At 54.7% G+C, this 24,087-nt stretch carries 19 protein-coding genes and 2 pseudogenes; 5 read left to right on the top strand and 16 right to left on the bottom strand.

The window, feature by feature from the left end; all coding sequences use genetic code 11:
• Window positions 1-17 precede the first annotated feature (17 nt).
• From AC07UI_RS05890 to AC07UI_RS05850, 9 genes are all read right to left on the bottom strand, one after another.
• Window positions 18-722 (bottom strand): class II aldolase/adducin family protein, encoded by a 705-nt coding sequence (locus AC07UI_RS05890; RefSeq protein WP_494991597.1) that lies wholly within the window; start codon window positions 720-722, stop codon window positions 18-20.
• The gene (locus AC07UI_RS05885) at window positions 719-1,582 is read right to left on the bottom strand and encodes a VOC family protein (protein WP_008018101.1); all 864 of its coding nucleotides are present in this window, start codon (window positions 1,580-1,582) and stop codon (window positions 719-721) included. Before AC07UI_RS05885 ends, AC07UI_RS05890 begins: the two co-directional genes overlap by 4 nt.
• Window positions 1,583-1,772: 190 nt before the next feature.
• A complete protein-coding gene (locus AC07UI_RS05880; RefSeq protein WP_494991596.1) occupies window positions 1,773-3,008 on the bottom strand; it encodes an MFS transporter in 1,236 nt (411 codons plus the stop codon).
• A gap of 87 nt (window positions 3,009-3,095) precedes the next feature.
• Window positions 3,096-4,043: a SphA family protein gene (locus AC07UI_RS05875; protein ID WP_007987872.1), complete on the bottom strand. Its 948-nt coding sequence runs from the start codon at window positions 4,041-4,043 to the stop codon at window positions 3,096-3,098.
• Window positions 4,044-4,229: 186 nt separating this feature from the next.
• A complete protein-coding gene (locus AC07UI_RS05870) occupies window positions 4,230-5,183 on the bottom strand; it encodes a fumarylacetoacetate hydrolase family protein (RefSeq protein ID WP_007987871.1) in 954 nt (317 codons plus the stop codon).
• 10 nt (window positions 5,184-5,193) lie between these two features.
• Window positions 5,194-5,571 carry a YciI family protein gene (locus tag AC07UI_RS05865; protein ID WP_008001969.1) on the bottom strand — a complete coding sequence of 126 codons (378 nt, stop codon included), beginning with the start codon at window positions 5,569-5,571 and terminating at the stop codon, window positions 5,194-5,196.
• Window positions 5,564-6,496, bottom strand: coding sequence for a VOC family protein (locus AC07UI_RS05860; RefSeq protein ID WP_494991595.1), 933 nt, complete (start codon window positions 6,494-6,496; stop codon window positions 5,564-5,566). Before AC07UI_RS05860 ends, AC07UI_RS05865 begins: the two co-directional genes overlap by 8 nt.
• A gap of 15 nt (window positions 6,497-6,511) precedes the next feature.
• Complete coding sequence (locus AC07UI_RS05855; protein WP_494991594.1) at window positions 6,512-6,826, bottom strand: NIPSNAP family protein; 315 nt, start codon at window positions 6,824-6,826, stop codon at window positions 6,512-6,514.
• On the bottom strand, window positions 6,820-7,737 hold the full coding sequence (locus AC07UI_RS05850) for an NAD(P)-dependent oxidoreductase (RefSeq protein ID WP_494991593.1): 918 nt from the start codon (window positions 7,735-7,737) through the stop codon (window positions 6,820-6,822). The genes AC07UI_RS05855 and AC07UI_RS05850 overlap by 7 nt, the downstream gene beginning before the upstream one ends.
• Before the next feature lie 208 nt (window positions 7,738-7,945).
• Between AC07UI_RS05850 and AC07UI_RS05845 the strand changes: the two are divergent.
• A pseudogene (locus AC07UI_RS05845) lies at window positions 7,946-8,272 on the top strand (alanine racemase C-terminal domain-containing protein); the annotation flags it as partial.
• A gap of 227 nt (window positions 8,273-8,499) precedes the next feature.
• Here AC07UI_RS05845 and AC07UI_RS05840 read toward each other — a convergent pair.
• Window positions 8,500-9,471: a hypothetical protein gene (locus tag AC07UI_RS05840; protein ID WP_494991592.1), complete on the bottom strand. Its 972-nt coding sequence runs from the start codon at window positions 9,469-9,471 to the stop codon at window positions 8,500-8,502.
• Between the two features lie 605 nt (window positions 9,472-10,076).
• Here AC07UI_RS05840 and AC07UI_RS05835 point away from each other — a divergent pair.
• Both AC07UI_RS05835 and AC07UI_RS05830 read left to right on the top strand, forming a co-directional pair.
• On the top strand, window positions 10,077-14,300 hold the full coding sequence (locus AC07UI_RS05835; protein WP_494991591.1) for an NACHT domain-containing protein: 4,224 nt from the start codon (window positions 10,077-10,079) through the stop codon (window positions 14,298-14,300).
• Window positions 14,301-14,637: 337 nt separating this feature from the next.
• Window positions 14,638-14,826, top strand: a pseudogene (locus AC07UI_RS05830) (transposase); the annotation flags it as partial.
• A gap of 760 nt (window positions 14,827-15,586) precedes the next feature.
• Here the strand turns inward: AC07UI_RS05830 and AC07UI_RS05825 are convergent.
• Window positions 15,587-16,453, bottom strand: coding sequence for a DNA-binding protein (locus AC07UI_RS05825; protein WP_008001955.1), 867 nt, complete (start codon window positions 16,451-16,453; stop codon window positions 15,587-15,589).
• Window positions 16,454-16,531: 78 nt separating this feature from the next.
• Between AC07UI_RS05825 and AC07UI_RS05820 the strand changes: the two genes are divergently transcribed.
• On the top strand, window positions 16,532-17,674 hold the full coding sequence (locus tag AC07UI_RS05820; RefSeq protein WP_494991590.1) for a site-specific integrase: 1,143 nt from the start codon (window positions 16,532-16,534) through the stop codon (window positions 17,672-17,674).
• Between the two features lie 127 nt (window positions 17,675-17,801).
• On the opposite strand, the gene AC07UI_RS05815 is transcribed toward AC07UI_RS05820, so the two are convergent.
• On the bottom strand, window positions 17,802-18,071 hold the full coding sequence (locus AC07UI_RS05815; RefSeq protein WP_494991731.1) for a helix-turn-helix domain-containing protein: 270 nt from the start codon (window positions 18,069-18,071) through the stop codon (window positions 17,802-17,804).
• Between the two features lie 92 nt (window positions 18,072-18,163).
• On the opposite strand from AC07UI_RS05815, the gene AC07UI_RS05810 reads away from it, so the two are divergent.
• Window positions 18,164-18,598, top strand: coding sequence for a hypothetical protein (locus tag AC07UI_RS05810; protein WP_494991589.1), 435 nt, complete (start codon window positions 18,164-18,166; stop codon window positions 18,596-18,598).
• A 346-nt stretch (window positions 18,599-18,944) separates the two neighbouring features.
• Here AC07UI_RS05810 and AC07UI_RS05805 read toward each other — a convergent pair whose 3' ends face one another.
• The 4 genes from AC07UI_RS05805 to AC07UI_RS05790 are packed head-to-tail and all read right to left on the bottom strand — an operon-like array spanning window position 18,945 to window position 24,016.
• Entirely contained in the window at window positions 18,945-20,411 is a 1,467-nt protein-coding gene (locus tag AC07UI_RS05805; RefSeq protein ID WP_494991588.1) for a hypothetical protein, read from the bottom strand.
• A 1-nt stretch (window position 20,412) separates the two neighbouring features.
• Complete coding sequence (locus tag AC07UI_RS05800) at window positions 20,413-21,363, bottom strand: AAA family ATPase (protein ID WP_494991587.1); 951 nt, start codon at window positions 21,361-21,363, stop codon at window positions 20,413-20,415.
• 9 nt (window positions 21,364-21,372) lie between these two features.
• Window positions 21,373-23,376: a hypothetical protein gene (locus tag AC07UI_RS05795; RefSeq protein ID WP_494991586.1), complete on the bottom strand. Its 2,004-nt coding sequence runs from the start codon at window positions 23,374-23,376 to the stop codon at window positions 21,373-21,375.
• Window positions 23,366-24,016 carry a hypothetical protein gene (locus tag AC07UI_RS05790; RefSeq protein ID WP_494991585.1) on the bottom strand — a complete coding sequence of 217 codons (651 nt, stop codon included), beginning with the start codon at window positions 24,014-24,016 and terminating at the stop codon, window positions 23,366-23,368. Before AC07UI_RS05790 ends, AC07UI_RS05795 begins: the two co-directional genes overlap by 11 nt.
• Between the last annotated feature and the right edge of the window lie 71 nt (window positions 24,017-24,087).

The raw sequence follows: 24,087 nt of genomic DNA, 5'->3' as shown, positions 1-24,087 counted from the left end.
AAGGTGTTCCTTCTTTTCTAGTTGGCTGGAGCGCTGGCTTCGGGATCACCCGCCGTCAGGTATTCCCACATACGTTCGTAAATTCGGCCGCTGGTGACAGCCCGTCGCGCGCAGGCCTGTGGGTCGAGTACCGGCCCTTGGGTGGCAAGACCTGCGCTGTGCAGTTGCAACTCAATCCGCGCGGCGTCTTCCAGATACCAGGTCAGCGTCAACGCTTCGATCAGTGACGCGCCAACGACGATGGCGCCGTTGCCACGCATGACCAGCGCATTCCCCTGCCCTAATTGATTGGCCAAGGCGCTGGCTTGCTCGTCGCTGCGCAGCAGTTGCGGGTCGTCCCACAGCGGGATTGGCTGCTGAAAGTAGCTGCCCATGCCATGGCGCGGTTGAGGTGTGAGCCTTGCGCATGACAGGGTCATGACCTGGGCAGGCATGCTTCGGATCACTGCGTGGACGTCTGGGCGCCGACGATATATTTGCTGGTGGATACGAACCTCACCCAGCACGCCGTCGGGCAACTCACCTTTGACCGGTACCACGATTCCTGGCTCGCCCGGCTGGATCAAACCCATCGGTTGCGCGGCGCAGACCAGAAAGTGCTCGTCATCCAGACGCAGGCTGCAGTGCCCGTAGGCATGCACCAGACCCGCACGGGCCAAAGCGCGCGCCGCCACGCGCACCTGCGACTGCTCCTCGCGGCCGGGTATTGGCAAGCGACTCACGATTTGAATTCCGGAATGTCAGGCTTCGCACCCCAGGCGCAGAATCCCGCACCCTCCGCCGGAAACTGCCGAGGCTGGTGGGTTGCATCATTCTCTGGAGAGATCAGGCTGACCCCTGTCGAGTATTCGTAGGTCATGCCGTCAGGTCCCTCGAAATAGAGGAACATCGCGCCCGAGGTAGGGTGGCGTCCCGGACCAAAGAGAATCCGAATGCCCCGTTCAACCAGGAAGTAGTAGGCGCGCATCAAGTCATCGACGGTTTCCACCTGGTGGTTGATGTGTTGCACGCCGGGATGGGAGGAAGGGAACAAGGCGATCTTGTGATGGATCTCGTCGATACGCAGCAGCGGCGCCTCGCCAATTCGGTCACTGACCCTGGCGTTTGCCAGCTGAGTCCAGAACAGTTCGTCACGCCGGGCATTCATGGTGCGCAAGCCAATATGGCTGAAACCGGTGATGCCTGCATCGCGACTCGGGAAATAGCGTCGCCCGCTTGCCTGGGGACGCAAGACCAGCTCGATGTTGTTGCCGCTGGGATCTTTGAAGCGAATGAAGTCGTCGACATAGCGCACTTCAGCGTCTGCACGTGAGCCATGCTGTACGTTGAATTCATTACGCTCCAGCAAGACCGCTGCGTCTTCCAGGTCCTGCGCTGTTCTGACTTCGAACGCTGTTGTGGTTTCTTGCGGATCGCCCTCGTAATAGCAAAGCGTATGGTCTCGGCTGTCCGATCGGAAGTACACCGCTCCATTGGCTTCTCTCGCGATCTGCAAGCCGAGAACCTGTGTGGCGTAGCGACGTGCCTCGTCCAGATTCGCGGTGCCAAGCCGTATGTACCGAATGTCATGCAGGTTAATCATGAGGCATGTCCTCTTATTTATTGTTGTCTGGGAACCATCTTCCCGCTGGCCAATAAATAAAAGAAGCAAATATTAGTTATTTGCGGTATCTGATTTATTTATACGTGTATCACCCTCTACATCCAGTTTTTCGGGGTAAAAAAAATGCCCCGTATCTACAGATACGAGGCATTTTCACCAACAAATCAGGTCACCCGATTGCCTCCTTGGCAATGTCTGAAGCGCCTGCCTGCGTACTGACCTCATTCACTGTTTTACTCCTTGGCATGGAGAACACAAACAATGCGGAAATGACGTAGAAGCCGGCGCAGACGATCAATCCCGCTGCCAGGCTATAGAAGCTGGCAATGCCACTGAGCAGCACGGGTGCGAAAGCCGCCAGTCCGCGACCCGCATTGAAACAGAAGCCCGCTCCAAGCGTTCGCACCCGGATGGGGTACATCTCGCTGAAGTAAGAACCGAACAACCCAGCGAACACCATGAAAAATGCGTACCCCGCCCCTATCCAGATCAGCGATTGGGTCTGGGTGGTATAGACATAGACCAGCGCCATCATGGATGTCAGCAACAGCGATATAACAATCGTAAGCCGCTTGCCAATGCGATCGGCGATGAAGCCGAATACGTTCAGGCCAAAGAAATTCCCGAGATGGAGTACCGCCATAAAGCTGGTCATCGACGCCAGATTCAAGCCACGGTCCTGTATCAGGTAGGTGGGCAGCCACGTGCTGACGCCCCAGGAACCAAGCAACGCAAAGCTGGCTGCAAGAGACCCCAGCAGGGTGTAACGAAGTAGTTCAGGCGAAAAAATCTCCCTGACCGATATCCGCTGCGCAGTAGTGCCCTGTGTATTGCGCTGAGCCTCCCAGGCCGGCGATTCCGGAATCAGAAAAAATACATAAATGATCGGCAGTATCACCGAGGCACCGGACACGAAAAACATCAAACGCCATTCCGGCAGCATGAACTTTGCAGCCAGCGCAGCCACGATGGCGCCAACTGGGAAGGCACTGATCACGAAGGATATGGCTCTAGCGCGTTGCTTGGGCGGCCACGTTTCTACGATATAAGCTGAGAGGATCGTCCATACCCCGCCAAGGCCAAGACCAGAGACAAACCTCAGGCCCGCCATTACGTAGAGATCATGAGCGAATGCAAAGAAACAGGTCAGTGCGCCGAAGATCGCCAGCGATGCAATCAATGCCTTGCGCCGACCGAAGTTGTCGGAGTACCAACCTGTGGCAACGCCGCTCACACCAATACCCAGCAATGTAGCGCTAGCCAGCGCACCCACCTCATGGAGGCTGAAACCCAGGTCCTGGCGGATAACCGGCAGAGCGAGCGTTAGCAGAATGATCTCCATCGCATCAAAAAGGTAGGCGATGAATCCGCCGATCAGTACATGCCACTTGGATATTCCAGTCACGATTTCACCTGCTTTTAATTATTGGACAGTGATGTTCGTTCCGCGGGCCGCCATGTTGTTTATGGCGGCCCTGGAAAGAGGCAAAGTTCAGAATCGGTAAACGGCCTGCAGCCAGAATTTATTACCTTCGGCACGGTTCTCGACCAGCATTTCGTGCTGCACTTTCATGACAAACCCGATTGCCGGGGTTTGGTATTTGATCGAGGGGCCGATTGCAACGACCCGACCACGGTTACCATCCAGGTACGTCTGACCATTCTTCTCATCATCGCTGAGCTGCTTATACGCATAGCCGTTCACGCCCACTTGCCATTCGGGAGTGATGTTGTAGCCAATGTTGTAGTCGGCGTTGAACTCACGGCCGGAGCGATAGTGGGTAGCGGAGTTCTCACCATTGAACATATAAATGAGCTTGGCGCTGACCTCCAGTTTCTCCAATGGATAGGCGGTAAACGAGTACCATGGCCCGTAAGCCCAGTAGTTTCGACCTGGATTGAAAAGGCGGTCCTTGTCATAGGACCCGATGGGCGCAAATATATCCAGCGCGAATAATTGGCTGTACCGTGGAGAGCTCCACCCCAATACAAATGGAGTTACCGTCAAATCGCCGACGCCTTCTTGGTGATCGCTGCGATGAACTCGACCAGCAGGTGTATCGACATCGAACTTGACGTCGCCCTTGACCAAGGGCAAGGCAATGCGACTGGCCAGCTTGGCACCCAAAATCGAGTAATCTTGGTAGACGTAATCCACTCGCATCGACAGTGCTTGAACATCAAGGTCAAAGTTGTGAATACCTTGCTTTTGATTGCCATCACCATCCAGAGTTTTATTCGCGCTGTAGTCGGACAAGTAGAAAAACTCGGTAAAGCCTGGTGGTGGCATCTTTCCCGCGAGGACCGTATTCACACCCAGTGGGTATGAGGTGCCGCCGCCTTCTGTTGCCTGGGCAAGCGGAACGAAAAAAAGACCTATACAGAGAGTACTGATCCAAGCGTTTGGCGCGCGATGGTTTTTTGATTTTAGTGTGTTCATCTCATGTTCCATTTTTATTTTTGTATTGCGGAGGAGAATTTTTTTTTGAAACTTTCAGCCCTAGCGTTACTTAAAAACGACAGGCAAATTTCAGGCGCAGCGATACGCACCGTCATTTGTCAGGACGCTGCAAACAGTTGAGTTATTCAACGGCCGGGCATTGATTGCCCGGCCTTCAGCAAGGTGTTACCGAATAGTGGTTTCCAGCTCGCCGAGCCCTTCGATGCAGACTTTCAATACATCGCCGCGGTCCAGGAATGTGTGGCTTTCCATGCCCACGCCCGCCGGTGTTCCCGTCAACAGAACATCACCGGGAAACAGATCGATGGTCTGGCTCAGATAGGAAATCTGCTCTGCAATGCCGTACATATGGTTGCGGGTATTGGAATCCTGTACCCACACACCATTCCTCGACAGCTTGATATCCAGGTTCTCGGGATCTTTGACAAATTGTGCCGGCGTCAGGTACGGGCCCAGCGGGCAAGAACCCGTGAAGCATTTGTGGCCAATCCAGTCGAAGCGAAACGGCGAGCTGGGGTCGACTTGCTCGCGACGCAGTCGATCACGCGCGGACAGGTCATTGGCGCAGGTGTAACCCGCCACATAATCGAGCGCCTCTTCAATGGAGACACGCGACGCTCGTTTACCGATCACCACCGCCAACTCGGCTTCCCAATCGAGCATGCGGACCCCTGTCGGAAAGTCTACCGCTTGCTTGTGTGCGACCAGACTGCCGCGGCCGGGCTTGATGAAATGCCAGGGAGCAATGCCCTCGCTGCGCGGATCCAGCGACAGTTTCATGTTGAACGCACGAGCCATGGCTTCGACATGGTCTCGATAGTTTGCGCCCGCGCAATAGATCGTGCCTGGACGTTCCAGAAACGGAGCAAAGTGCAACGTGGCAAGATCAAGCCGCTGCGACTCATACTGCGCTGGCGCTTCAAACACTGCCATTGCAAGCTTTTGCAGCTGCGGATTGGACGCTTCCCAGCACTCGAGCAATGCATCGACGGAAGCTGCCGGTAACTCAAGGCCGGTCCTGGCCACAAGCTGACCAAGATCATAGGCGTATTCGCCAACCAGCAGGCCGGTAGCGTTTGACTGGACATCCGTCCGATAGGTGAAAAGCTGATACTTCATGGGGTCACCATCACAGGAGCGAAAAGCGTTGGTTGGAAAAGCTGACGTGGAGCGTGAGGCCGCCTTCCATGAGCAGCCACTTGCGTACATCTACGTCATAAACGCCGTGGGCGATAAAGGGATCTGACTGGACAATGCGCAGAGCTTCGGCATGATCCGCCGCACGCAAAATGCTCATACCCCCCAGCTCACCGGGAAGGGTTTGATCCGAGACAAAGGGCCCGGAAGCGAACAACTCGCCGCGTTGCTGCGCCAGAATCGCCCACTTCAAGTGGGCGTCCAGCAGCTCTGGTACGCGGGTCAGGTCCCGTGGCGTACGCATGACCACGAACAGTGGCTTGTTCAACATCCCTGCCAGCAGTTCCTTGGTCGTAGAGCTATCACTCATCACGCGCCGCCTCGAAATTCTGAATGAAGGCTTCAGGAGGTGGATTGGTTGCCCACACGGCGATCAGGTCTGGTGGTGCCCCGTCGATAGCCAGCCATTCGCTGTCATCTTCGGGAATGACATCGATGTCCCAGAAGTATTCGACCATGCTGTCCCAAGGGTCGCGGATGTAATGAAAGTAATTGGAACCGGCCACATGTCGTCCAAGGCCAAAAGCGCTTTCGTAGCCCAGGCTCATCAGGTGTTGAGCGCCCAATTCGATCTCATCAATACCCATCACCTCAAAACTGAGATGATGCAGACCGCTATGGCTGCTCTTAGCCAGGCCCATTACGTGGTGATCGCCGCCACAGCCACAACGCAGAAAGGCGATCTTGTCCCCTGCGCGATCAGAGACTTTCATCCCTAGCACCCGGGTATAGAAATCAATGGAACGGTCCACATCGGGGGTGAATTTGATCAAGTGGCCCAAGCGTAACGGCGTCACTCGACGCAACTTCGAGGCTGGTGTGCACCCGCGCTGACCGATGCGGCGGTAACGGCCCGGGGTGTTCAACTCTGGCGTGGACAAAGGAGCTACCGGCATGGAATCTGCGTCGGTGACATGAACCCAATCGCCGGATGGATCACGAAACCACAATCCGTCTTGCCCGATATCAAACGGTGCCGGATGGATGACCACACCGTGGTAGCTGAGGCTTTCTCGAATAGTCTGCAGGCCCTCAATATCGGTACCAAACGAGACATAGCTAAGGCGCTTTGTGGTGCCGGGCATCAGTCGCACTTGATCCTGGGCGCGGCCTTTGCAGCGCAACACCAAATGCTCACCTGCCATGCGGGCTTCGAGCCCGACAGCTTCGTAGAAAGAACGACCCACTTCCAGATCTGGGACTGTCACGCCTACGTGTTGTAGAGAACGAATCATCTTGGATGCTCCTTCTTAACGAATAGGGGAAAAGGGCGCGGCGCTCAACAGTTCAACCTGCTGGGCAACCACCAGATGACCGTTCTTACCAAGGAACGTACGCCATCTTGGATCGCTGGACAGCGCCGCGCGACGTTGGGCACGGTCCTCGAAGCTGGAATATCCCCACAACTGAATGACTCGGTTGATGTCCCCCGTTTCCGGCTTGAAATAACCGATCAAGTTGCCCAGTGCCTCGCCCTGAAGTGGTAGCCCCTCCTCCTCGTAAGCACGCAGGAATTCGTGCAGGGCGCCAGGCTTGAGTTGATAGGTACGTTGTTCAATCAGCATGTTGTTTTCTCTTTTTTGGAAGGTGCCTGGGACTCGGCCTTGGAGTCGGCTTCGATCAACTTGATCACTGCCGAGATATCTTCTTCACCGATGCCTTCTTCGATAGCCCTTAGAAAGTAGGGCTTGGCGGCATTGAACAAAGGCGCGGCGCTACCGAATTCCTCGGACAGTTCACTGGCCATGTCGATGTACTTTTCCAGTGTGGCAAAAGGTCCTGGCGCCGGCAGGAAAGAACGATCAGCCATCATCGGTGCTCTTGCGCTGAACATCGTTGAGCCACCCGCGCTTTGGCGAATCACCTCAACCACCTGCTGTGCGCTGAACCCCGCTTTGACGCCAAGATTTAGCGCCTCGGCTGCGGCTAGGGTGTGAATGGTCACGAGATAGTTGGCGATCAATTTCATCGCGACTGCGCACCCGAACTCACCGATGTGGAACTGGATGTCGGCGATTGCATCAAGCACTGGTTTGCAGTGCTCCACCAACTCAGGGCCACCGCCCAGAAACAAAGAAGCCTTGCGCTGGGAAACCATGGATGGAGTACCACTGACCTCCGCTTCCAGTACCCGCGCACCACGTTGTTCGATGCGCTGAGCCATGCGTTGCTTGAAGGCTTTGTGGTAGGTACCGATTTCGATGAGCGTGTGCTGCGGCCCTATGGACTGAAGCAGACCATCAGGCCCCTCCATGATTTCCATGTGGGCCACTTCGCTGGGCAGGCAAGTGAGGATGAAGTTTGATTGCGCCGCTACGGCGGCTGGGCTTTCGAGCGCGATGCCACCCTGACGGATGAAGGCCTCGCGATCTCGACGTCGGTAACCGACAACGCGAAATCCGGCCGCAAGCAGGTTGGTTGCGATAGGAAGGCCAAGCTGGCCGATTCCCACCATACCGATGGTTATCACAGGCATTATTCGCCTCTCTTGTTGTTGTTCTTTTACGCAAAGCTTGAAGCTCGGCTAGGCGCTAACCTAGGCGCAGCCGGGTTCTGGAGCAAATAGCTCGGATTATGAATAACTAGAAGCAAGCGTTATACGAAGGAACTGGAGTGGACTCGAAGCCTCAGCCAGCAGACTGGAAATCGATGATGAGTACGAGGAGACAGCAATCGACCTGAGGCGGTCGATTACCCTGAGCAAGGACTCCTTGATCGCCAACATACCGGCCGGCTACTCCGACGGTTATCGACTGGCGTTCTCCAACAAAGCCTCAGTGCTGATCCACGGCCAACGCGCGCCGGTGATCGGCAAGGTCACCATGAACACCCTGATGGTTGACGTCAGTGACATCAAGGGCGTGCAGGCAGGCGATGAGGTCGTTCTATACGGCAGGCAAGGTGATGAAGAAATTACCCAAGCGGAGCTTGAGTCCATCAATGGCGCGCTATTGGCTGACTTGTACACGATCTGGGGCAACTCCAATCCCAAAGTCTTGAAGTCCAAGTAACCGGTTCAACAAACGTCATCAATGGCGATAGTTAGCTGTCGAGATCGCGAATCGCCCCCGCAGGGCGCCAGCTCGAAAAGGAGCGACAGCCCTGCGGAGGAACAGCAGGTCTCCTATGACTAGGAAGCGGAAAAGTCGCTTCTGAACGCGGCTTGCTCAAGTGCATGAGCAACTGAGTGAGATCCCCTGTGCAATTATTCTCGCGGGCGTCGCTCGCCAAGCTGAACTCAGGCCTCCCAGCGAAGCCTTTCCAAGCGTTGCCAGATCGACTGCAGCTCAGTGTCGGGGTGGCGAAGACTTGACCAGACCTCTGCCAATCGTGACACCGTAATCTCTCGCACATCAACCACCAAGCCTGCCTCAAGTAGCTTTTCACGGTTAGCGAAGAGCGCTTGCCCCAGATCCTCATCAATCTCTTTTTGCTCGAAGGTTACATCGAAGAAGCGTTCGTGCATGTCCTGGAACTTGTCCTTGTAACGAACCCTCACCAGAAGCGCCAGACTGTTATTCAACGCTTGGGTTCCGGGGATAGCATTGTCATGCGCGAACCGCGTCACCACGTCATCCATGCCATGTGGTGCTTCATCGACCGAGTAGAGCTCGCCCTTATAGGCCCCAACCCAAGTGACAGAGGAGTAATAATTGGCAAGGGGAATATATGCAATGGGTAAATCAGCACACTTTTTTCCGTCGCCTTTCTTTGCCTGACCAACAGGGCACCTTTCGCTCACAACAAGAAAAGGCGCTTTGGTCACCTGCAGTTCAGTCAGCTCCTCACCTGTGTTTTCGATTACCAAACGTCGAATGTAACTGGTCTCACCTTGGTACCCTTGGCGCCAGACCTTCAGCGCAGGCTGTTGCAGGCGCTGTAGCAAACTCAGCGTCTGTGTGGCACCACGTCGCTTATTTAGCTCGAGGATGCACTTCACATAGGTTTCGTAATTGTCATTTGCTGACAAAATCCCTGCATCGACCGCAGCCGCCTGAATTTTGGAGCGCTGAGAAGCCGAAAGCTCACCCCCTGACTTGTTGGCTTCAGAACGAATGATCAGTCCCACCCGATTGTCGATATCAACTCCAGCCCCGCACAGACTAATGTCTCGGCTGTCCGACTTAGCGTCAGACAGTGTGTCGACTGCGTTGTATTTTCCGCAGCCCCCCAGCACGGCAGCAGTCAGAAACAAACAGATATATTTCATGCACCCTCAATTTGGTCAGCAGGTAGGCACCACAACCCCGCGTCGTGGGAATGCCTAGTCTGCATCGAATAGCAGTCGAGATCAAAATGCCACCACCTTCGATACTCGCACCCTGCTCCGATGTGCCGACTTCGCTTAAGTCGATAGCGACGATATGGAGGACATTAGCGAAAGCGCGTTCAAGGGAACCGGCAACTCGAAGCTCAATATCGACCCGACCATAAACCAGAGTACGGGGCGCAACCGCGAACTGGGTAGCTTCTACCTGAACGTAGCGGATCAACGATAGTGAGACCGCGGCGGCTCTCAAAATTTTTCCGGCGGTTACAGCAATGACTGGGCGATGTCAGCTACAACATCAGTGTGAGCCGCGACTAGGACGTGGGTAATCGACCTTTCTTGCCGAGCCCGAGAATTGGACCCCATGCAGCTTACATCACCGTGCCGGCCCGTTCCGGCGCAAACGTGAGCATCACACATATGTCATGGAGTGCACCCGCAGGCTTGCAGATGTAATTTCATATCAGGCAAGCCTTTGATCGGGAGCTTTCAACTCCGGGCCCGGGAGGCTAACGTATCGCACCGTTTTCATGGAGCGCCTCCCTATGCCGTACCTCAACCTAGACCGACGCTTCGTGCAACGGAGGAAATACGATCAGGAGGAATTACTGCGGTCAGACCTAAACGGTCGTAAATTGTCATGGGGTGAGGTACTGAAAAGCCGCTACGCGATTATCGTCGCGCCGGCTAACTTCGGGAAAACCACTGAACTCAAGGAACAGGCAAAGCGTGAACGCATGGCGGGGAAATACGCGGTGTTTATCGAGCTGCGCAAAGTGCTTGATCGGGGTGCCTTTGAGGACTCACTGATCCCGTCTGAGGTTGATGCCTTCCAGGCTTGGCAGCAAGCTCCTGATGCGGCAGTCACCCTGTTCATCGATTCCTTGGATGAGGCTTCACCCAAGCAGCGGGCTGATCTGCATCATGCCCTGAAGCAGGTCCTCAAGGCGGTCCAATGGCCAAACAGTAACACCCAGTGGATCATCTCGACGCGCCCGGCCGTACTCTCTCAGGATGTTTTGAGCCAGCTCTCGGAGATTCTGGATGTTCCCCTTGAGGTCACTTCCACGGAGGAGACCGATTTCGGGGGGCTGCTTGGTGATGAGACGGACAAGGCCACAACCACCCGGTTAAGCAGCAGCCACACCGCGTTGTCCATTTTCTCGCTGGCTTCGCTAACCTCAAGCCAGGCCAAAACCTATCTGCAGCGTGCACAAGGGGTTGATGATGCGGCCACACTCCTCGAGGTAGCCCACAACAAGGGCCTGCCTGGGTTCACGAAGAGCCCCGGCGGACTTGCGATCCTTGCCCACCTCGATCTGGTAAACCGCCAACCGGAGTGTCTAACCGATGTTTACAAGGGGGTGGTCCAGGCTGTCGAACTCCAACAAGGGCGTGACGATCGCCTTTCAACTGCTGGCACTCCCTCTGCACAGGTGGCGGTTGTCAGCAGAATTGCGGCAGCCTCAATGGTTTGTCAGCTGATGAACATCGAGATGCCTTCGGAACAGTTCGGCGTGGATGACGCTGTGCTTTCCGTGCGACTGATTGCGGGTACCCAGCTCCCGGAGTCGGCCTTGCAGCAATTGCTGACATCGCAACTATTCATTGATGCTGGCCACCACCAGGTCAAGCTCTACCCTGAGGAACTTGTTCCGTTTCTTGCCGCGCAACATTTCGCCTCGCGGGTTCAATCACCCGAAGATGCCAAACGCCTGGTCGATGCGTTTTCCTGGGACGCCCCTACGGGCGAGCGTGGTGTACAGCGTCGGCTGCTGACGATTTTGGGTTGGCTGGCGACCTTGAGCGCCTACTGCCGGGAAGAACTTTTGCCGCGAGACCCGCAAGTGGTCGCCTTTTTTGGTGACTTACGTAACCGGGATATCCCTAAGGCTGACGCCCACGAGGCAATCAAGCGAAGTATTCAACTTGTGGCGACACAAGGGGATCGCCTTGGGCGCAAACATTACGATCTCACACCCGAAAACTACTGGCAGGTTGGCGCGGACTACAACCTGCCATTGATCAGCGAGCTGTTCGAGCAATATGGTTCAAATCATCGCGCCCGAAGTGCGCTGATCAATATTGCAACCCACAGCCGCTCAGACATTCTGCGCCAGCAGGTGCTGAAGGCGTGTCAGGGTGACCTGGCACTGCTCATGAAACAACGACAGAGCCTCGACCTGTATTACCTGCTGGACCTTGGCGTCAACGAGGACCTTCAAGGCATTGCAACCGCGCTGATGGAGGAAGCTGCTCTCCATGAAAGCCTGATCTCCGCATCGATTACCCGCCTGGCCTGGTCGCACCTGACGGCGGCCCAAATCGTTACCTTGGTCGAACGGCAGTTTGACCGGGGTCAAGGGGCTTTCCGCCTGACCTCCACCATCGTTGGTCCGGTTCTCGACGCTGCGGATGAGCAACAGGCCTATCAGCTGGCGCGATCGCTGGTAATTCGCTTGGTCCGGGACCGTCATCTGCCCGACGCACGAAGGAAAGTCTATTCGGACTTCTCCGATCGGCGGATCAGTTTTGTGATCGATGTGCTGGCCTCACTAATCACTCGATCAGGGAACCGCAATGAATCGCGCGTGGTTCTCCTTTGTCTCATCATTCGCCGGTTTTTCCGCGAATGCTTTTATGGTTCGAGTGATTTTTCAGCTCTGCGCACAGCGCTTGGCCAGAACCCGGCGGTACGCCTGGAACTCCTTCGGAAAATCCTACAGCTGACCGCCCCAGATACTGAAGTGCTCAGGGACGCCATTTTTGGCTTTGGCTTTATCTGTGAGCCCGCCTTGGAGGACGCCACGACGCTCATGTCGGACCCGCTGCGATCCGCGATTCTGGCATTTCAGGCGCCCATTGCCACTGGCAGGAAGCCCCGGGCAACGGCCAAGGAAAATCGTCAGAATCGCATGACCATGGACGCAGCATCACTGGCAACTCTGCACGAGGAAATTGACCTGATAAGTAACGGCTCTGGGCGTCAGGCAATTGCTTGGTTGGTTGGCTGGCTTTTGCAGGCAAACACGTCGTCCCGCTATGGCGACGTCAGCATCGAGCCAGTGGCGGCGGTCGCTGGCGCTGACCTGGCAGCCGCATTCAAGACCGGGCTGTCCACGCTTTGGCGCGATCAACTGCCAATGTTTAAGGAGGATGAACCAAGGTCCACGTACCACATCACCGTGGCTGGCTTGCTGGGCCTAAGCCAAGAGCTTCGCGACGGCACCGATTTGCCGACCTTGTCGGCGAGCCAGGTAGGACAGGCCATTCAATACGCTTGCTTTGAAATCAACGGATTTCCTAAATGGTTCTGGCCATTGGTCGACGCACACCAGACTGTGGCGATTGTCGAGTTACAGCAGCTGATCGCGCGCGCGGATCGGGGACCAACCTCCTTCGAACACGCAGAAGAATTGCTTGTTGAATTAAACAACGCGCCGGAGAGCATTCAGAAAGCGTTGGCGCCGGCGGCCTGGTCCTTTCTTCTTAAACAGCCACGGTGCAGAAATCACACGACCGAGTCGCTCCTCAATCTGGTAAGCAATGTTCCAGGCACAACAACTCAAGACGTGTTTGAGGCGCAGGCGTCGAGTCGACTTCAGGCGACATTCAGCACGGCCATGCTTACTGAATCAGGCGAGAGCGTCATTCAGCCCGCTCTACTGGAAACAGTGGCGCAAAGTGTCATGTGGGGGGCTTTCTGGCTTACTACCCACCCAGATTCCTTCAAATCCCATCTTGAGCGGTGGCTGGTTGACGCCAGTCCCCAAGCACAGAGTTTTGTTTTCGAACTGGCGGCCTACCTCGGAAAGGACTATGGGTCGAAAGTGATCGGGCTCGCCAAACAGAGTGACGACGGGGTTGACACACTGGCCGCCCTTTATAGATGGACCTTCGGTATCGTCCGACCTGAGAACGACATCGAGCATCCTGAAGGAAGTGTGTATACGCCAGGTAATCGGGATGCTGCCGAGCAACTGCGTGATGCGCTCATACCCGCCATTGCTGCAGCAGGGTCGACAAGAGCCTATGAAGCCCTCGAGGCAATTCGCAAGGTTGCGGGCGACGAGCAAGCACAGTACCTGAGCAGTGTTTTATTCGACATGCAGGAAGCACGCTTCAGTCGTTCGCCAGTATTGCAACGGGATTTTGACAAGTTCGATGACGACTTCAGGCAGCCAGTCGCCGGCACACTTTCGCTGGCGCTGGCGGTCCAGGAAGACCTTCTGGCCGTGAAGTACAGCATTGAAAAAGGTGAGTTCAGTCTTCGTCGGGTCTTCAGCGCCGTGAACTTTTCTCGTATCAGTACCGACAAGGAAGGCCTCGCGTTGGAAGCCGATTTTCAGGCCTTGCTTGGGAGTGAAATGAATCACCTCGCGGGGTCTCGTTATACCGTTACGCGGGAGTCCGAGACAGCAGAGGCCACGCGACGGGATGTGCTTTGTCGGAAAGGTTCAGACTACGCCTCCATCGAACTCAAGATGTCCATGCGCTGGACCGTGCCCCAGTATTTGGAAGCACTCGAGCACCAGTTGGTGGGGCAGTACATGCGCAACCGCAATGCAACGACAGGCTTCCTAGTCATTGTGCTGCAGGAGCAAGATCGAAAATGGCATTACCCTACAGCTTCCGATCGAATGACATTCAGTGAGCTCATTAAATTGCTTCAGGCCCGGGCTCTTGAATTAGAAGGGCAGGATCGCAGGCGATTTATTCGAGTGATCGGGATCGACTCGACACCGCCGAGAAGCTTTCGGGACGTCTGAGGATCCAGAGGGCCGGCCCGGTATCGTGGCCGCCACTCCTATGGTCGGCTGATCTCCTATGCGTGCAGTCTTCCTTCGCCCATGAAGGGTTCATCGACACGCCATCCTTCGATGATTTCGCCAGCGAGCGGCAGCTCACCCCGGAGAATTGGCATGGCCCTCAAGGTCGTGAATTACTGGAAAGGTCGTAAGCGTCCGGCCAAGTCACCTACCGAACTCCAGCATTAAGGGCGATGGTGTCCGCGTATTTTTTGCGGACGCAATTGCCCTTATCGCTAGGATTTTGCGCCAACGAAGCTCTTACCCTAATCCGTTCAAAGCCTAGGTCGTCCAAGAATGCCTGCAACCCGGAGCGACGATTTCCAGCGTAGCCATCCATCACGGTATCAACGCCAACGTTATCCGCAAGTGGCTACCGACCTACCGGGATCAATCACCTGCAACCTTGCCGGCTTTCGTTCCCGTAAAAACGGCAATAAAGCGCGCAACAGAAGAGACGGTGATTAGAGGCTGGCGGGGATATTGAGCGAGGAGTACAAGCATGGACTTGCTCAGGAAAGTCGGTGTGCCATGGCATGGCCAGTGACTTAATTACAAAACTGTCAGGCCTCCAAGCCTCTAGGAAGGGTCGGTGTGTCTGCCGGACGCTTATGCAGTTTTCACACAGCGACGTGTTGGAAGTAAATATCCAAAACCGGAAGGGGTTACACGGTTTTGGACATTTACATGCCAGAAATTTCGATATTTACTTCCGGGTAGTTGAAGGGCCAGAAACGACGAATCCCGCTCTAGGCGGGATTCTCAGCCGTCGATTGCATGCGTTCGACGGGGCAGGACGCTGTTACCTGGCACTGGGCCATCTGACTTTCATCAGAAGAGGGGTGCGATCCGAAGATCCCTGTAACCACCCTGTGGTTCACGCCTAGGCGCAGATGAACAATAGTCAATCCATAATCGCTATGTCAATCCTGCTGTCACCTCCTGGATCACCTAGATTCACCCCCGATCATCCCTCAACCCCCGGTTCAGAGGGCTCTTAACCGCAGAACTGGCTCTTCGCCGGATCGCTACGAAGCGGAAAACGGGCTGCGGCGATCATGAGCTTGATCCAGTCGGCGCGGCTCAACGGGCATAATCCGTATGCCTATCCAATAAGGCATGAGGCCATTAAGGCAATTCAGTCGCTCATGGACTGAAGCTGAACCTCAGGTTCAGTTCAGCTGATTGCTGCATCGGGATCGCAGGCTGCAAGCCGGAGTGTGGAATGGCCGCTGATGGCTGTGGATTCAACCGGTCGAAGCAACGGATTTGCCGGATTTTGGTTTACGCTTGACGGCGGGAACCTGGCGTAACTGCGTCAGTTGTTGCTCCAGCGTATCAGCACGGGCCTGCTGTGCCGCGGCATGTTGCTGGGTTTGACTCAGCTCGTTTTGAGTCGACTCCAGCCGCCGTTGCAGCTGCTCGACGTGCCGCCCAACCTCCTTGAATTGGGCCGCCATGGCCTTGCCCTCCTCCCGCGCGCGGTCAACCTCACGGTGCGCACGATCTTCAACGCCACGTACGTAGCCCTCCTGCGTCACACGCTCCTGCTCGGCCTTGAGCCGTAACGCCTGCAGATCATGCTGTAACGTGTGGTTGTGCTGCTGCGCTTCACGGCGCTCGTGCAACAAACCTTCACGCTGCTGCTGCAAATCCTCGATCTGCGTCTGGCGCTGGGTCAGCAGTAGCTCCAGATCCGCCAGGCGCAACTCGACTGCCTGGCGCCCCGCTACTGCGTCCGTCGCCTGTTGGCGAAACTGTGCCGCGTCCTGACGCGCCTGATCCTCGACAGCAGCAACTCGCTCGCGCTCGGCAGCCAAGACCTGACGTTGATCGGACAACGCCTGTTCGGCGACGCCCTGGGCCAGGTGGATGGCCTGCTGCCACACCGCGACGAAGGCCTGCGAGACCTCGCCGGGCAGCGCGGGTAGACGGGTCTCGCCGCTGAGCCGTTCGGCCAACCGCGCCCACCATTGATCGAGCAGGCCGCCAACCCGCGCCGGACTGCCGCGCCCCAACTCCAGACGCACGCGCTCCACGGTCGGCCGTTCGCCGCGGGCCAACACCGCGTCTGCGGCGGCAAACACCTCGGTTTCCGGCACCCCTACTGCCATGGCTCATCTCCGGCTATATTAGGTCTGATAATGAAAGATTATCCGACGTTATTTTTTGGTTAATGGAATTATCATACGTTGAACGTATTAAATATTACAGACCAACTGCTCTTGGTCGACGTAAGCCCGCTGGACCCGCATTTTCTGGCGCTTAACGCTCAGGAAGCCGCTGCGGCGTTTATCGCGGCCGGCACCGCAACCAATACCGTGCGCAGCTACCGCAGCGCCCTCGCCTACTGGTCGGCGTGGCTGCAATTGCGGTATGGGCAGGTACTCGGTGATGCGCCGCTACCGACCACGGTGGCGGTGCAGTTTGCCCTCGATCACCTGGCCCGACCATTGGCCGACGGCAGCTGGGTCCACCTGCTGCCACCGTCGATCGACGCCGCACTGGTGGCCGCCCGAATCAAATCCAGATTGGGGCCACTGGCGTTCAACACGGTCAGTCACCGTCTTTCGGTGCTCGGCAAATGGCACCGGCTCCAGGAGTGGGACAGCCCGACCGAAGCGTCGGCGCTGAAGACCCTGCTTCGCGAAGCACGCAAAGCCCAGTCGCGTCAGGGCGTGAACGTGCGCAAGAAAAACGCGATCGTGCTCGAGCCGTTGCAGGCACTGCTCGCCACCTGCGACGATGGGTTGCGCGGCGTGCGCGATCGCGCCCTGATGCTGTTGGCTTGGAGCGGTGGCGGTCGCCGGCGCTCGGAAGTGGTCGGCCTGCAAGTCAATGATGTGCGCCAGCTGGATGTCGACACCTGGTTGTACACCTTGGGCGCGACCAAGACCGACACCGGTGGTGTGCGCCGGGAGAAGCCACTGCGCGGCCCGGCAGCGCAAGCCCTCGCCGCTTGGCTGGCCGTAGCTCCGGCCGACAGTGGCCCGCTGTTTCGCCGGATGTACAAGGGCGGCAAGGTCGGGGCAGCGGGCTTATCCGCGGATCAAGTAGCGCGCATTGTTCAACGCCGAGCAAAATTGGCCGGACTGGATGGGGATTGGGCTGCGCACAGTTTGCGCTCGGGCTTTGTCACCGAGGCCGGGCGTCAGGGCGTGCCCCTCGGTGAAGTGATGGCCATGACCGAGCACCGCAGCGTGAGCACGGTGATGGGCTACTTTCAGGCCGGGGCGTTGCTCAGCAGTCGCGCCACCTCGCTGCTGAGGGATGGCGAGTCATTCACTCAAGGCAGCTCGCCGCACGCCAGCGAAACCGATCCGGGCGAGCCATGAGGCTGCCTGCATTCGGTGACATGGCTGGATCGAGTTTCATCGTGCGCTCGTTGCCGGAACGGCCGTGCCCAGCGGGCGATGACGCTGCCAATGGCAAGGCGAAGTGCTGATCTTTACGCCGAACAGCTCACACCTGTTGAGCTTCACGCTGGACAACAGCCATCAATGTTTCAAGTGTCTGGCCTGGCTCGAGCACCAGAAAGCTCTCTGCGATCAGGGTCAAGGGATGAACACCGAGCACCGAGGCGAGCTCGACCACTTTGTCCAGCGTGGGGCATTTCATACCACGCTCCAAGGTACTGAGGTAGGTTCGGCTGCTCACGTCGGAAAAATCCTCTTGGGTCAGCTGACGTGCTTGGCGCCGGCCCTTAAGCGCCCGACCGAAGGCTTGTCTCATGTCCATTTGTGTGACTCACAAAAGGAACGATGAAGCCTTTTCGAACACTTTAGGGCTACAATCTATAGGGTTCGTTTTGCGAGGAGCTCCCGATGTTTTTTACTCAGCCCGCGGCGGAACGTCGTTCGTCGATGCCGCTTGACCGAACGATCAAGTGCTGGGGCGTGGTCGAGCGCGACCTGGAAACCCCGTGGTTCCATGTATGTCTCCAGTTGCACGAAGACGGATTTGATTTTGGGCACACATTGCTGGTGGCGGATATAGGTCAACTGGATGCACTGCTCGGGCAGCTACCGAAGGATGCGTCCGTTCGCTCGCTGATGATGGTCACCCCGCCCTGGATGAATCATTCTCAGCATTGGCGCATGGAGCGTGTGGTGCGCTTGCACACCAAACTGGTTGAGGCTTCCGCCGACATCACCTTTCAGATCGAAATCGATGGCGGCCCAACGCACACCCTGCACAGCGTGAATCTGGCGCGTGAAGCAGCACTCAACCCAAGGTGCATTTATGAGGAGGCACTGTAGCGCCCTATGTCCTCCATTATTCCCGGGAGGACAAGCGCCAGATGAGAAATCTCAACCGACTCGCAAACCCATAACCCTAAGCAATGTCCTTTCACCTTGCCGAATGCCTGGTGACCTGCCCGCGGTTGAGGCAATCACGCCTGTGATGGTAAAGCTCTTTCTAGGCTAAACAGCTTACAGCTGTGGCGTATGGAGCATGTCTTAGCAATCGACACCGTCTGCAATGAATGCTCCGCGAAAAAACAATGTCGCCTGACCACGGAACACGGACAGCCTGAATTGCCCGCGCCCCGCCGAAGTCTCCCACCGCACACCTATGGTCCTTCAGAAATGGCCTGACAGCCAATTAGCCAGCGCTAACGGGTCGACGCCAAGCGCTGGTCCTTGGCTGGTCTCCGACCCAATAGCGCATCCACACTTCCGGTCTCACCACGTAAGCCCAGAACTGCACTGTTTCTCTCGATCGGTGATTGACCATATCGTTGTATTGTCTCCGTGTCGCACATCGCACCGAAGCAGCAGTCCTCAACCACGCTTCAGAGCAGTGCAATGCCAGTAACACGTCAGTATGCTTACCCTGAGAGCTGTAAATCACAACGCTATCCTCGCCTAGGCGTAACGGCGGCGCGGAAGAAGCGAGCTCGACAGAGAACCGGTCATGGTGAGATTGGCAGCACTGACAATTTCGTTCAATGCCACCCCAGATGGTATAGAAATGCAGTAGCCATAAAGAGGCAACTTGATGGATTTGCTCTGGCGCCGCCGCCCAACCCGTGGACACCCGGTTTGGCGCATCGATCCAGTCCCCCCCATCCAGATATGAAATCGAGCGCTCCCAGACAATGAAGGCCGAAGAAGCGCTGCATGCCGAAGTCGCATCCAGACAATGCCAATCCCTCTGCGAAAGGGAGGCGAGAAATGAATAGCATTTCTTGTGCGGTCGAACAAAGCGTTTGAACAGGTAACGCCGGATGCTTTTCAGCACTAGTTTGAGCTCGACCCCTTGAGTATTTCCTCTGATGTCAGAGTCCAAGCGCATTATCTCGAAGTCCGTGCAAGGATGACTAAGCGCGTCGAGCACAGATGGCCAAGGGCACTCCAACCCTGTGCCTAATGCCCAGCAGTAGCCCGGGTACATGATCTTCATAAGCCTCTCGTCGAGATGCTTTTCATCCGAAAGCCGGCCAAGTATATGTGCAAACGGCGCCGTGGAATCAGTGCAGCGTTCCAGCCACTCGGCACATAACTGCGCTCTCTCTAAATAGTCCTGATTCTGCTGATCGGTGTTCAAATCAAATCGAGTAGACGCTTTCGAATTGAAATAAAAATGACCGCATTTCAAGCTTGCTTCGTAGTAATCTTCATGCAAGGTAAAACGCAAGCCTTGAGTTTGCGAAATGGCATGGGTGCACGAATGACAAGGAATCAGTCTACGGCCATGCCATGGACATGTATCGAACAACGCGAACTGGAAAAACACAGAGTGATAGCCCTGCCCAATGCACACGGGGCAGTGACGGATTATTATCTGCTCAACACCTGGAGCGCATACTGAATAGCGGTCCACGAACAGCGTATACAGCACGCTCTCCGTTAGCCCTGTGCACTGGGCGAAAAATGGAACATCGACAAATGTCGAGGTCCAGTAATACGGATTGACCCTTGAATTCGCGCTGGACTGCCTCATCAAGTTAGCCAGAATATTAGGCGGCAAATAATTGATTGCCGCCGCCTTGATAAATAGCAGCCAGGATGAAGTAAACGCCAAGGGACTATTACAACCAAGCGTGACCTTCAGATCTTTTCTATACATGTTAGCTTTTTTTCAGGGACTCAAAAAAGTCCGTCAAAACTGTTGCTCTTACGGATACGTCGATCATCTCCGCCGACAATCTAAACTCTGGAGAGTCTTTCGCCCTATTGGCAATCAAGAGATGATTGATTAAGCGAATAATATACGAAAATGGTATTCGTGGTAGCACGCTCTCACCGACCAGCTGGATCAAAGCATTCCAAATGTCGCCATGCTGAGCCGCAAGACGATAGTTGTTCGAGAACGCGACCGGAAGAAAAAATTCGGTATAGGAACACCCTGAATTCGGCGGAAACTCTGTGACCTCGTCAAAGTCATAAAGAACTGCCTGAAACACATTGGCCGACAGGCACCCTTCAAAGCGCACGGGCTCGCTTAAGAACCGGGCAACCAGATTGTCGGCCTCCAAAGTAATAAAAAGATTTCGAGTTTCGAGAATTTGCGGTTGACCGAAGCTTAAAGTCGTCATGCTAATCCCTTTTGCATCGAGCCGATTATCAATCACCAAAAGATCGTTAAACGACTGCAACAACATCAGCTGAATCTCATCAATAATCAGAACAAACTGATTTCCGTCTTTGAGCTCGCACTCGGCAGCAATATGCTCAATATAGCGTTCCAATTGTATCGCGCGACTCTCCCGGTTGCCCACGGCCAACTTTGCTGATTTTAGCAAGTCGCCGACCAAATAAGTAGTTCGCTCGCTATCCATTGTATGATACAACACATATGAATCGGGAAACTCACTGGAAAGTAAGTCCCTAATAGCATAAGCACATCGGGTTTTCCCCATTCGAGGGGAGGCAAACATAAAGGCGCCGGAGTGCCTGAAAAACACTTTCTCCCGGAACAGGGCATAAGACGCTTTGATCATGGGGGTCAGAATGGTGTATTGATTTCGTTTGACCGGGTGGGTTCGAAATAGCTCCGCGCGAGATTTGTCATCGAGCACTAACATACTTCACCTCAGTTTGTTTTTGCCGAGTAATTTATTGAGGTCTGGCATCGGTGCAAAACTGGAGTGGTTTTTTGATTCAGGATCAATTGATAAAATCGATGGATATTCTGCGCCTACTACCGGGTCATGGATATTTAAGTTCAGACCTGTTTCATCGGAGAGCCGTTTCGCCTCGGTCGCCTGGCGAGAGCTGAGAGGGGATTTAGACTTTTTCCTTGCTGCTTTGTTTTTTGTGGTCAAATGCTCCATGTACACCTGAACGGGATTCTGCCCCTGGGCGATGATGACCACCCGTTGGGATACCAGTTTATTGATTGCCTGCCGAGTGGTTAGGCTATGTTTCATATCCGCCCAATGCCCCATAGCAACCAACTTCCCCAAGGATTCACCCTGCAAAGTGAATGCGTTTAGATATCGAATGTCCTCCTCAAAAATCTCAATCAATATTTGTTTTCCGACCAAATTAGCTGCTTGCCTCAACTGATCGCTGGTATATTTAACCCTTGCAAATTGAATGTGCGGCGCACGTCCAGTTTTACGCCCCCCTCTGACGTATACACGTTGCTTTCTAACCAATATTTCAGAAGAGTTCTGCACATCCGCATTCGGAAGTTTGCGCAAAATCAGATGATTATTGTTGGCTGTGATTTTTTGCCGGATATATTCTAAAGGCGACATGTAGAGGCCCTCGGTAGGACGAGCATTATGCATAGCGATTTCCACATCAAGCACATGCCTAATTTCATCTGCGATGATTCGCGTGGTAACCGCAATTTGCTCAGCTTTGTCCGCTCGACCTTTGCCTGGGCCATGCCCCGTTGTAGACGGCATACGCGAAAATATGCCATTTGAGAAGTCAGCAAATAATCGTTCAATAGAGGCCCGTCTTTCAAAGTGTTGCGAAGGCCCAACATTCCAGGAGTAGCCAAGTTCTTTACGTGAAAGATCAGTAATTTTTTCAGCAAGGTGAGCCAGCGCACCGTCAAACTTGATCACCGACCATAGTGCCCCTTTGCATTCGTCAATGACTTCACTGGGCAAGCCTGAGCCTTCTGGATAAATCAGTCCGTCGACTAGTGGCAAGGGCCGCTCACGCTGTGGCAGCAAGGCAAGCCGGAACAGATTGACTACATCCTCGGCATTAACCTCTGGCTTGAACACAAGGATATAAATTATGACAGCACCCGAAGCAACATCAATCATCGCTATCAACCACATTCGCGTAATGCGGACAGCAGTGAGCAGCCCCTCAGGAGTCATAAACTCAACGGATGTGTGACAATCGGTCTTGTAGGCATCAACCTCGACTACATCATAGGGTTGGTTAGAGCGAAGACTTGTGCGCACACCTTTTCCAACCTTAAGGTGGGCGCAGGCCGGGGATTCTTCATTAACCTGTACCGCCTGATCAAAATTTCCATCCATTATTGCATTTAAAAACTTGCTAATGGTTCTCGCGCCCTTTAACTCGGTAGTGAATGGCCACTGATCTATCGGCGCCCCCAAATCTTGCAAGGTTTGAAGAAAGACACAATGGAGAGTTTTAGCACTAATCTTATGTTCATATACCGTCCCGTGACCTTCAATTTTAAAGATTTTCTTACGTAACAACTCTGGCAAGTCTTCATATTGGTCAAGAATCCAACCAAACGAACCTGCGTACCCCCCTCTACCTCCAGTGGTGCAGTTTGATGGGGGAGCGCTTCGGGTATACGGCGCCAGTCTAATTCTCGGCAACAAGGCACGACACCCCCACGGATTACCGTCGGGTGAAATCTCGAGACATCTTTTTGCTAAAGATACAACCTGCGGAGGAGTGATTCCCGTCAACTCCTCAATATCACGTAGCCTACCTCCTGCAGAGTACATCTCAAGAGCTTGGTATCTGAAGACGTAGACCTCTTTGTCATGACTATTTAAATGCGAGAGACTGGGCTCCTGCCAGAATTTAAATTCGTCGCAGACTTTGTTCTGGATTGCCCCACCTCTGCTCAGCTTAACACTCATCCGAAAGGGCTCCTGTTAAATGCCATCGAGCATGTCGACCAAAGGAATCTCTTGACAAATCGACATCAATTAAGCCGCGAATCATGTGCCGAACAATAACGCCTGCAACCAGTGACTCCTCAACACCTCTAAGAGCCTCCAGCAACTGTCTTATCGTTCCGTTTATCAACTGCCGCTCGACTAATATAAGTTTATTTTCGATCGGAGCTAATTCCTGCCCACGCACACCAGCACAAAAAGACAGCGCACTGAGAAGTCGCATAGCCTCAGGTGCTTTGGATAAAACCTCATCTGGCGTAACCAATATACGGTTACACTCCATTTCATTTTGCTCAGCATTATCGACAGAGAGCTTGGTAGCGGTTTTTTTTGTAATCCAAAAGCGTTTAACACAACCATTTTTCGAAATTAATTCACCATCCGGCTCAACTTGCGTTTCTTTGTCAAAATACTCATAGCTACGAACTTGCGTATTGGTTTCAAGCCAGCAAACCCAATGAAAGAGCCGCACATCCGAATTTAGTGCAAAATCGCGATGCATTTTTTCACTGTAAACCAACCATACATTATTTACGCCCCCTTTCCCCCCATATTTTCTGTAAAGATTGGTCTTGGCGGTGTTCTTAACTGTTTGCACCATGCTGCACTTCCACAAAGCTCGCTAGCAACGACTTCAAAATAAGCTAGCGCAAATTGCGTGAATGCAATATA

Source organism: Pseudomonas sp. GW821-FHT04C07 (assembly GCF_059420325.1).
Note: the sequence above shows the minus strand (reverse complement) of the source record. Positions and strands in the feature narration are given on the sequence as shown.

Bases quoted from the DNA above. Each gene is read 5' to 3' on its own strand.
- AC07UI_RS05885 (WP_008018101.1), bottom strand. From the start codon at position 1,582: ATGATTAACCTGCATGACATTCGGTACATACGGCTTGGCACCGCGAAT.
- AC07UI_RS05875 (WP_007987872.1), bottom strand. From the start codon at position 4,043: ATGAACACACTAAAATCAAAAAACCATCGCGCGCCAAACGCTTGGATC.
- AC07UI_RS05870 (WP_007987871.1), bottom strand. From the start codon at position 5,183: ATGAAGTATCAGCTTTTCACCTATCGGACGGATGTCCAGTCAAACGCT.
- AC07UI_RS05865 (WP_008001969.1), bottom strand. From the start codon at position 5,571: ATGAGTGATAGCTCTACGACCAAGGAACTGCTGGCAGGGATGTTGAAC.
- AC07UI_RS05860 (WP_494991595.1), bottom strand. From the start codon at position 6,496: ATGATTCGTTCTCTACAACACGTAGGCGTGACAGTCCCAGATCTGGAA.
- AC07UI_RS05855 (WP_494991594.1), bottom strand. From the start codon at position 6,826: ATGCTGATTGAACAACGTACCTATCAACTCAAGCCTGGCGCCCTGCAC.
- AC07UI_RS05850 (WP_494991593.1), bottom strand. From the start codon at position 7,737: ATGCCTGTGATAACCATCGGTATGGTGGGAATCGGCCAGCTTGGCCTT.
- AC07UI_RS05840 (WP_494991592.1), bottom strand. From the start codon at position 9,471: ATGAAATATATCTGTTTGTTTCTGACTGCTGCCGTGCTGGGGGGCTGC.
- AC07UI_RS05835 (WP_494991591.1), top strand. From the start codon at position 10,077: ATGCCGTACCTCAACCTAGACCGACGCTTCGTGCAACGGAGGAAATAC.
- AC07UI_RS05825 (WP_008001955.1), bottom strand. From the start codon at position 16,453: ATGGCAGTAGGGGTGCCGGAAACCGAGGTGTTTGCCGCCGCAGACGCG.
- AC07UI_RS05815 (WP_494991731.1), bottom strand. From the start codon at position 18,071: ATGAGACAAGCCTTCGGTCGGGCGCTTAAGGGCCGGCGCCAAGCACGT.
- AC07UI_RS05810 (WP_494991589.1), top strand. From the start codon at position 18,164: ATGTTTTTTACTCAGCCCGCGGCGGAACGTCGTTCGTCGATGCCGCTT.
- AC07UI_RS05805 (WP_494991588.1), bottom strand. From the start codon at position 20,411: ATGTATAGAAAAGATCTGAAGGTCACGCTTGGTTGTAATAGTCCCTTG.
- AC07UI_RS05795 (WP_494991586.1), bottom strand. From the start codon at position 23,376: ATGAGTGTTAAGCTGAGCAGAGGTGGGGCAATCCAGAACAAAGTCTGC.
- AC07UI_RS05790 (WP_494991585.1), bottom strand. From the start codon at position 24,016: ATGGTGCAAACAGTTAAGAACACCGCCAAGACCAATCTTTACAGAAAA.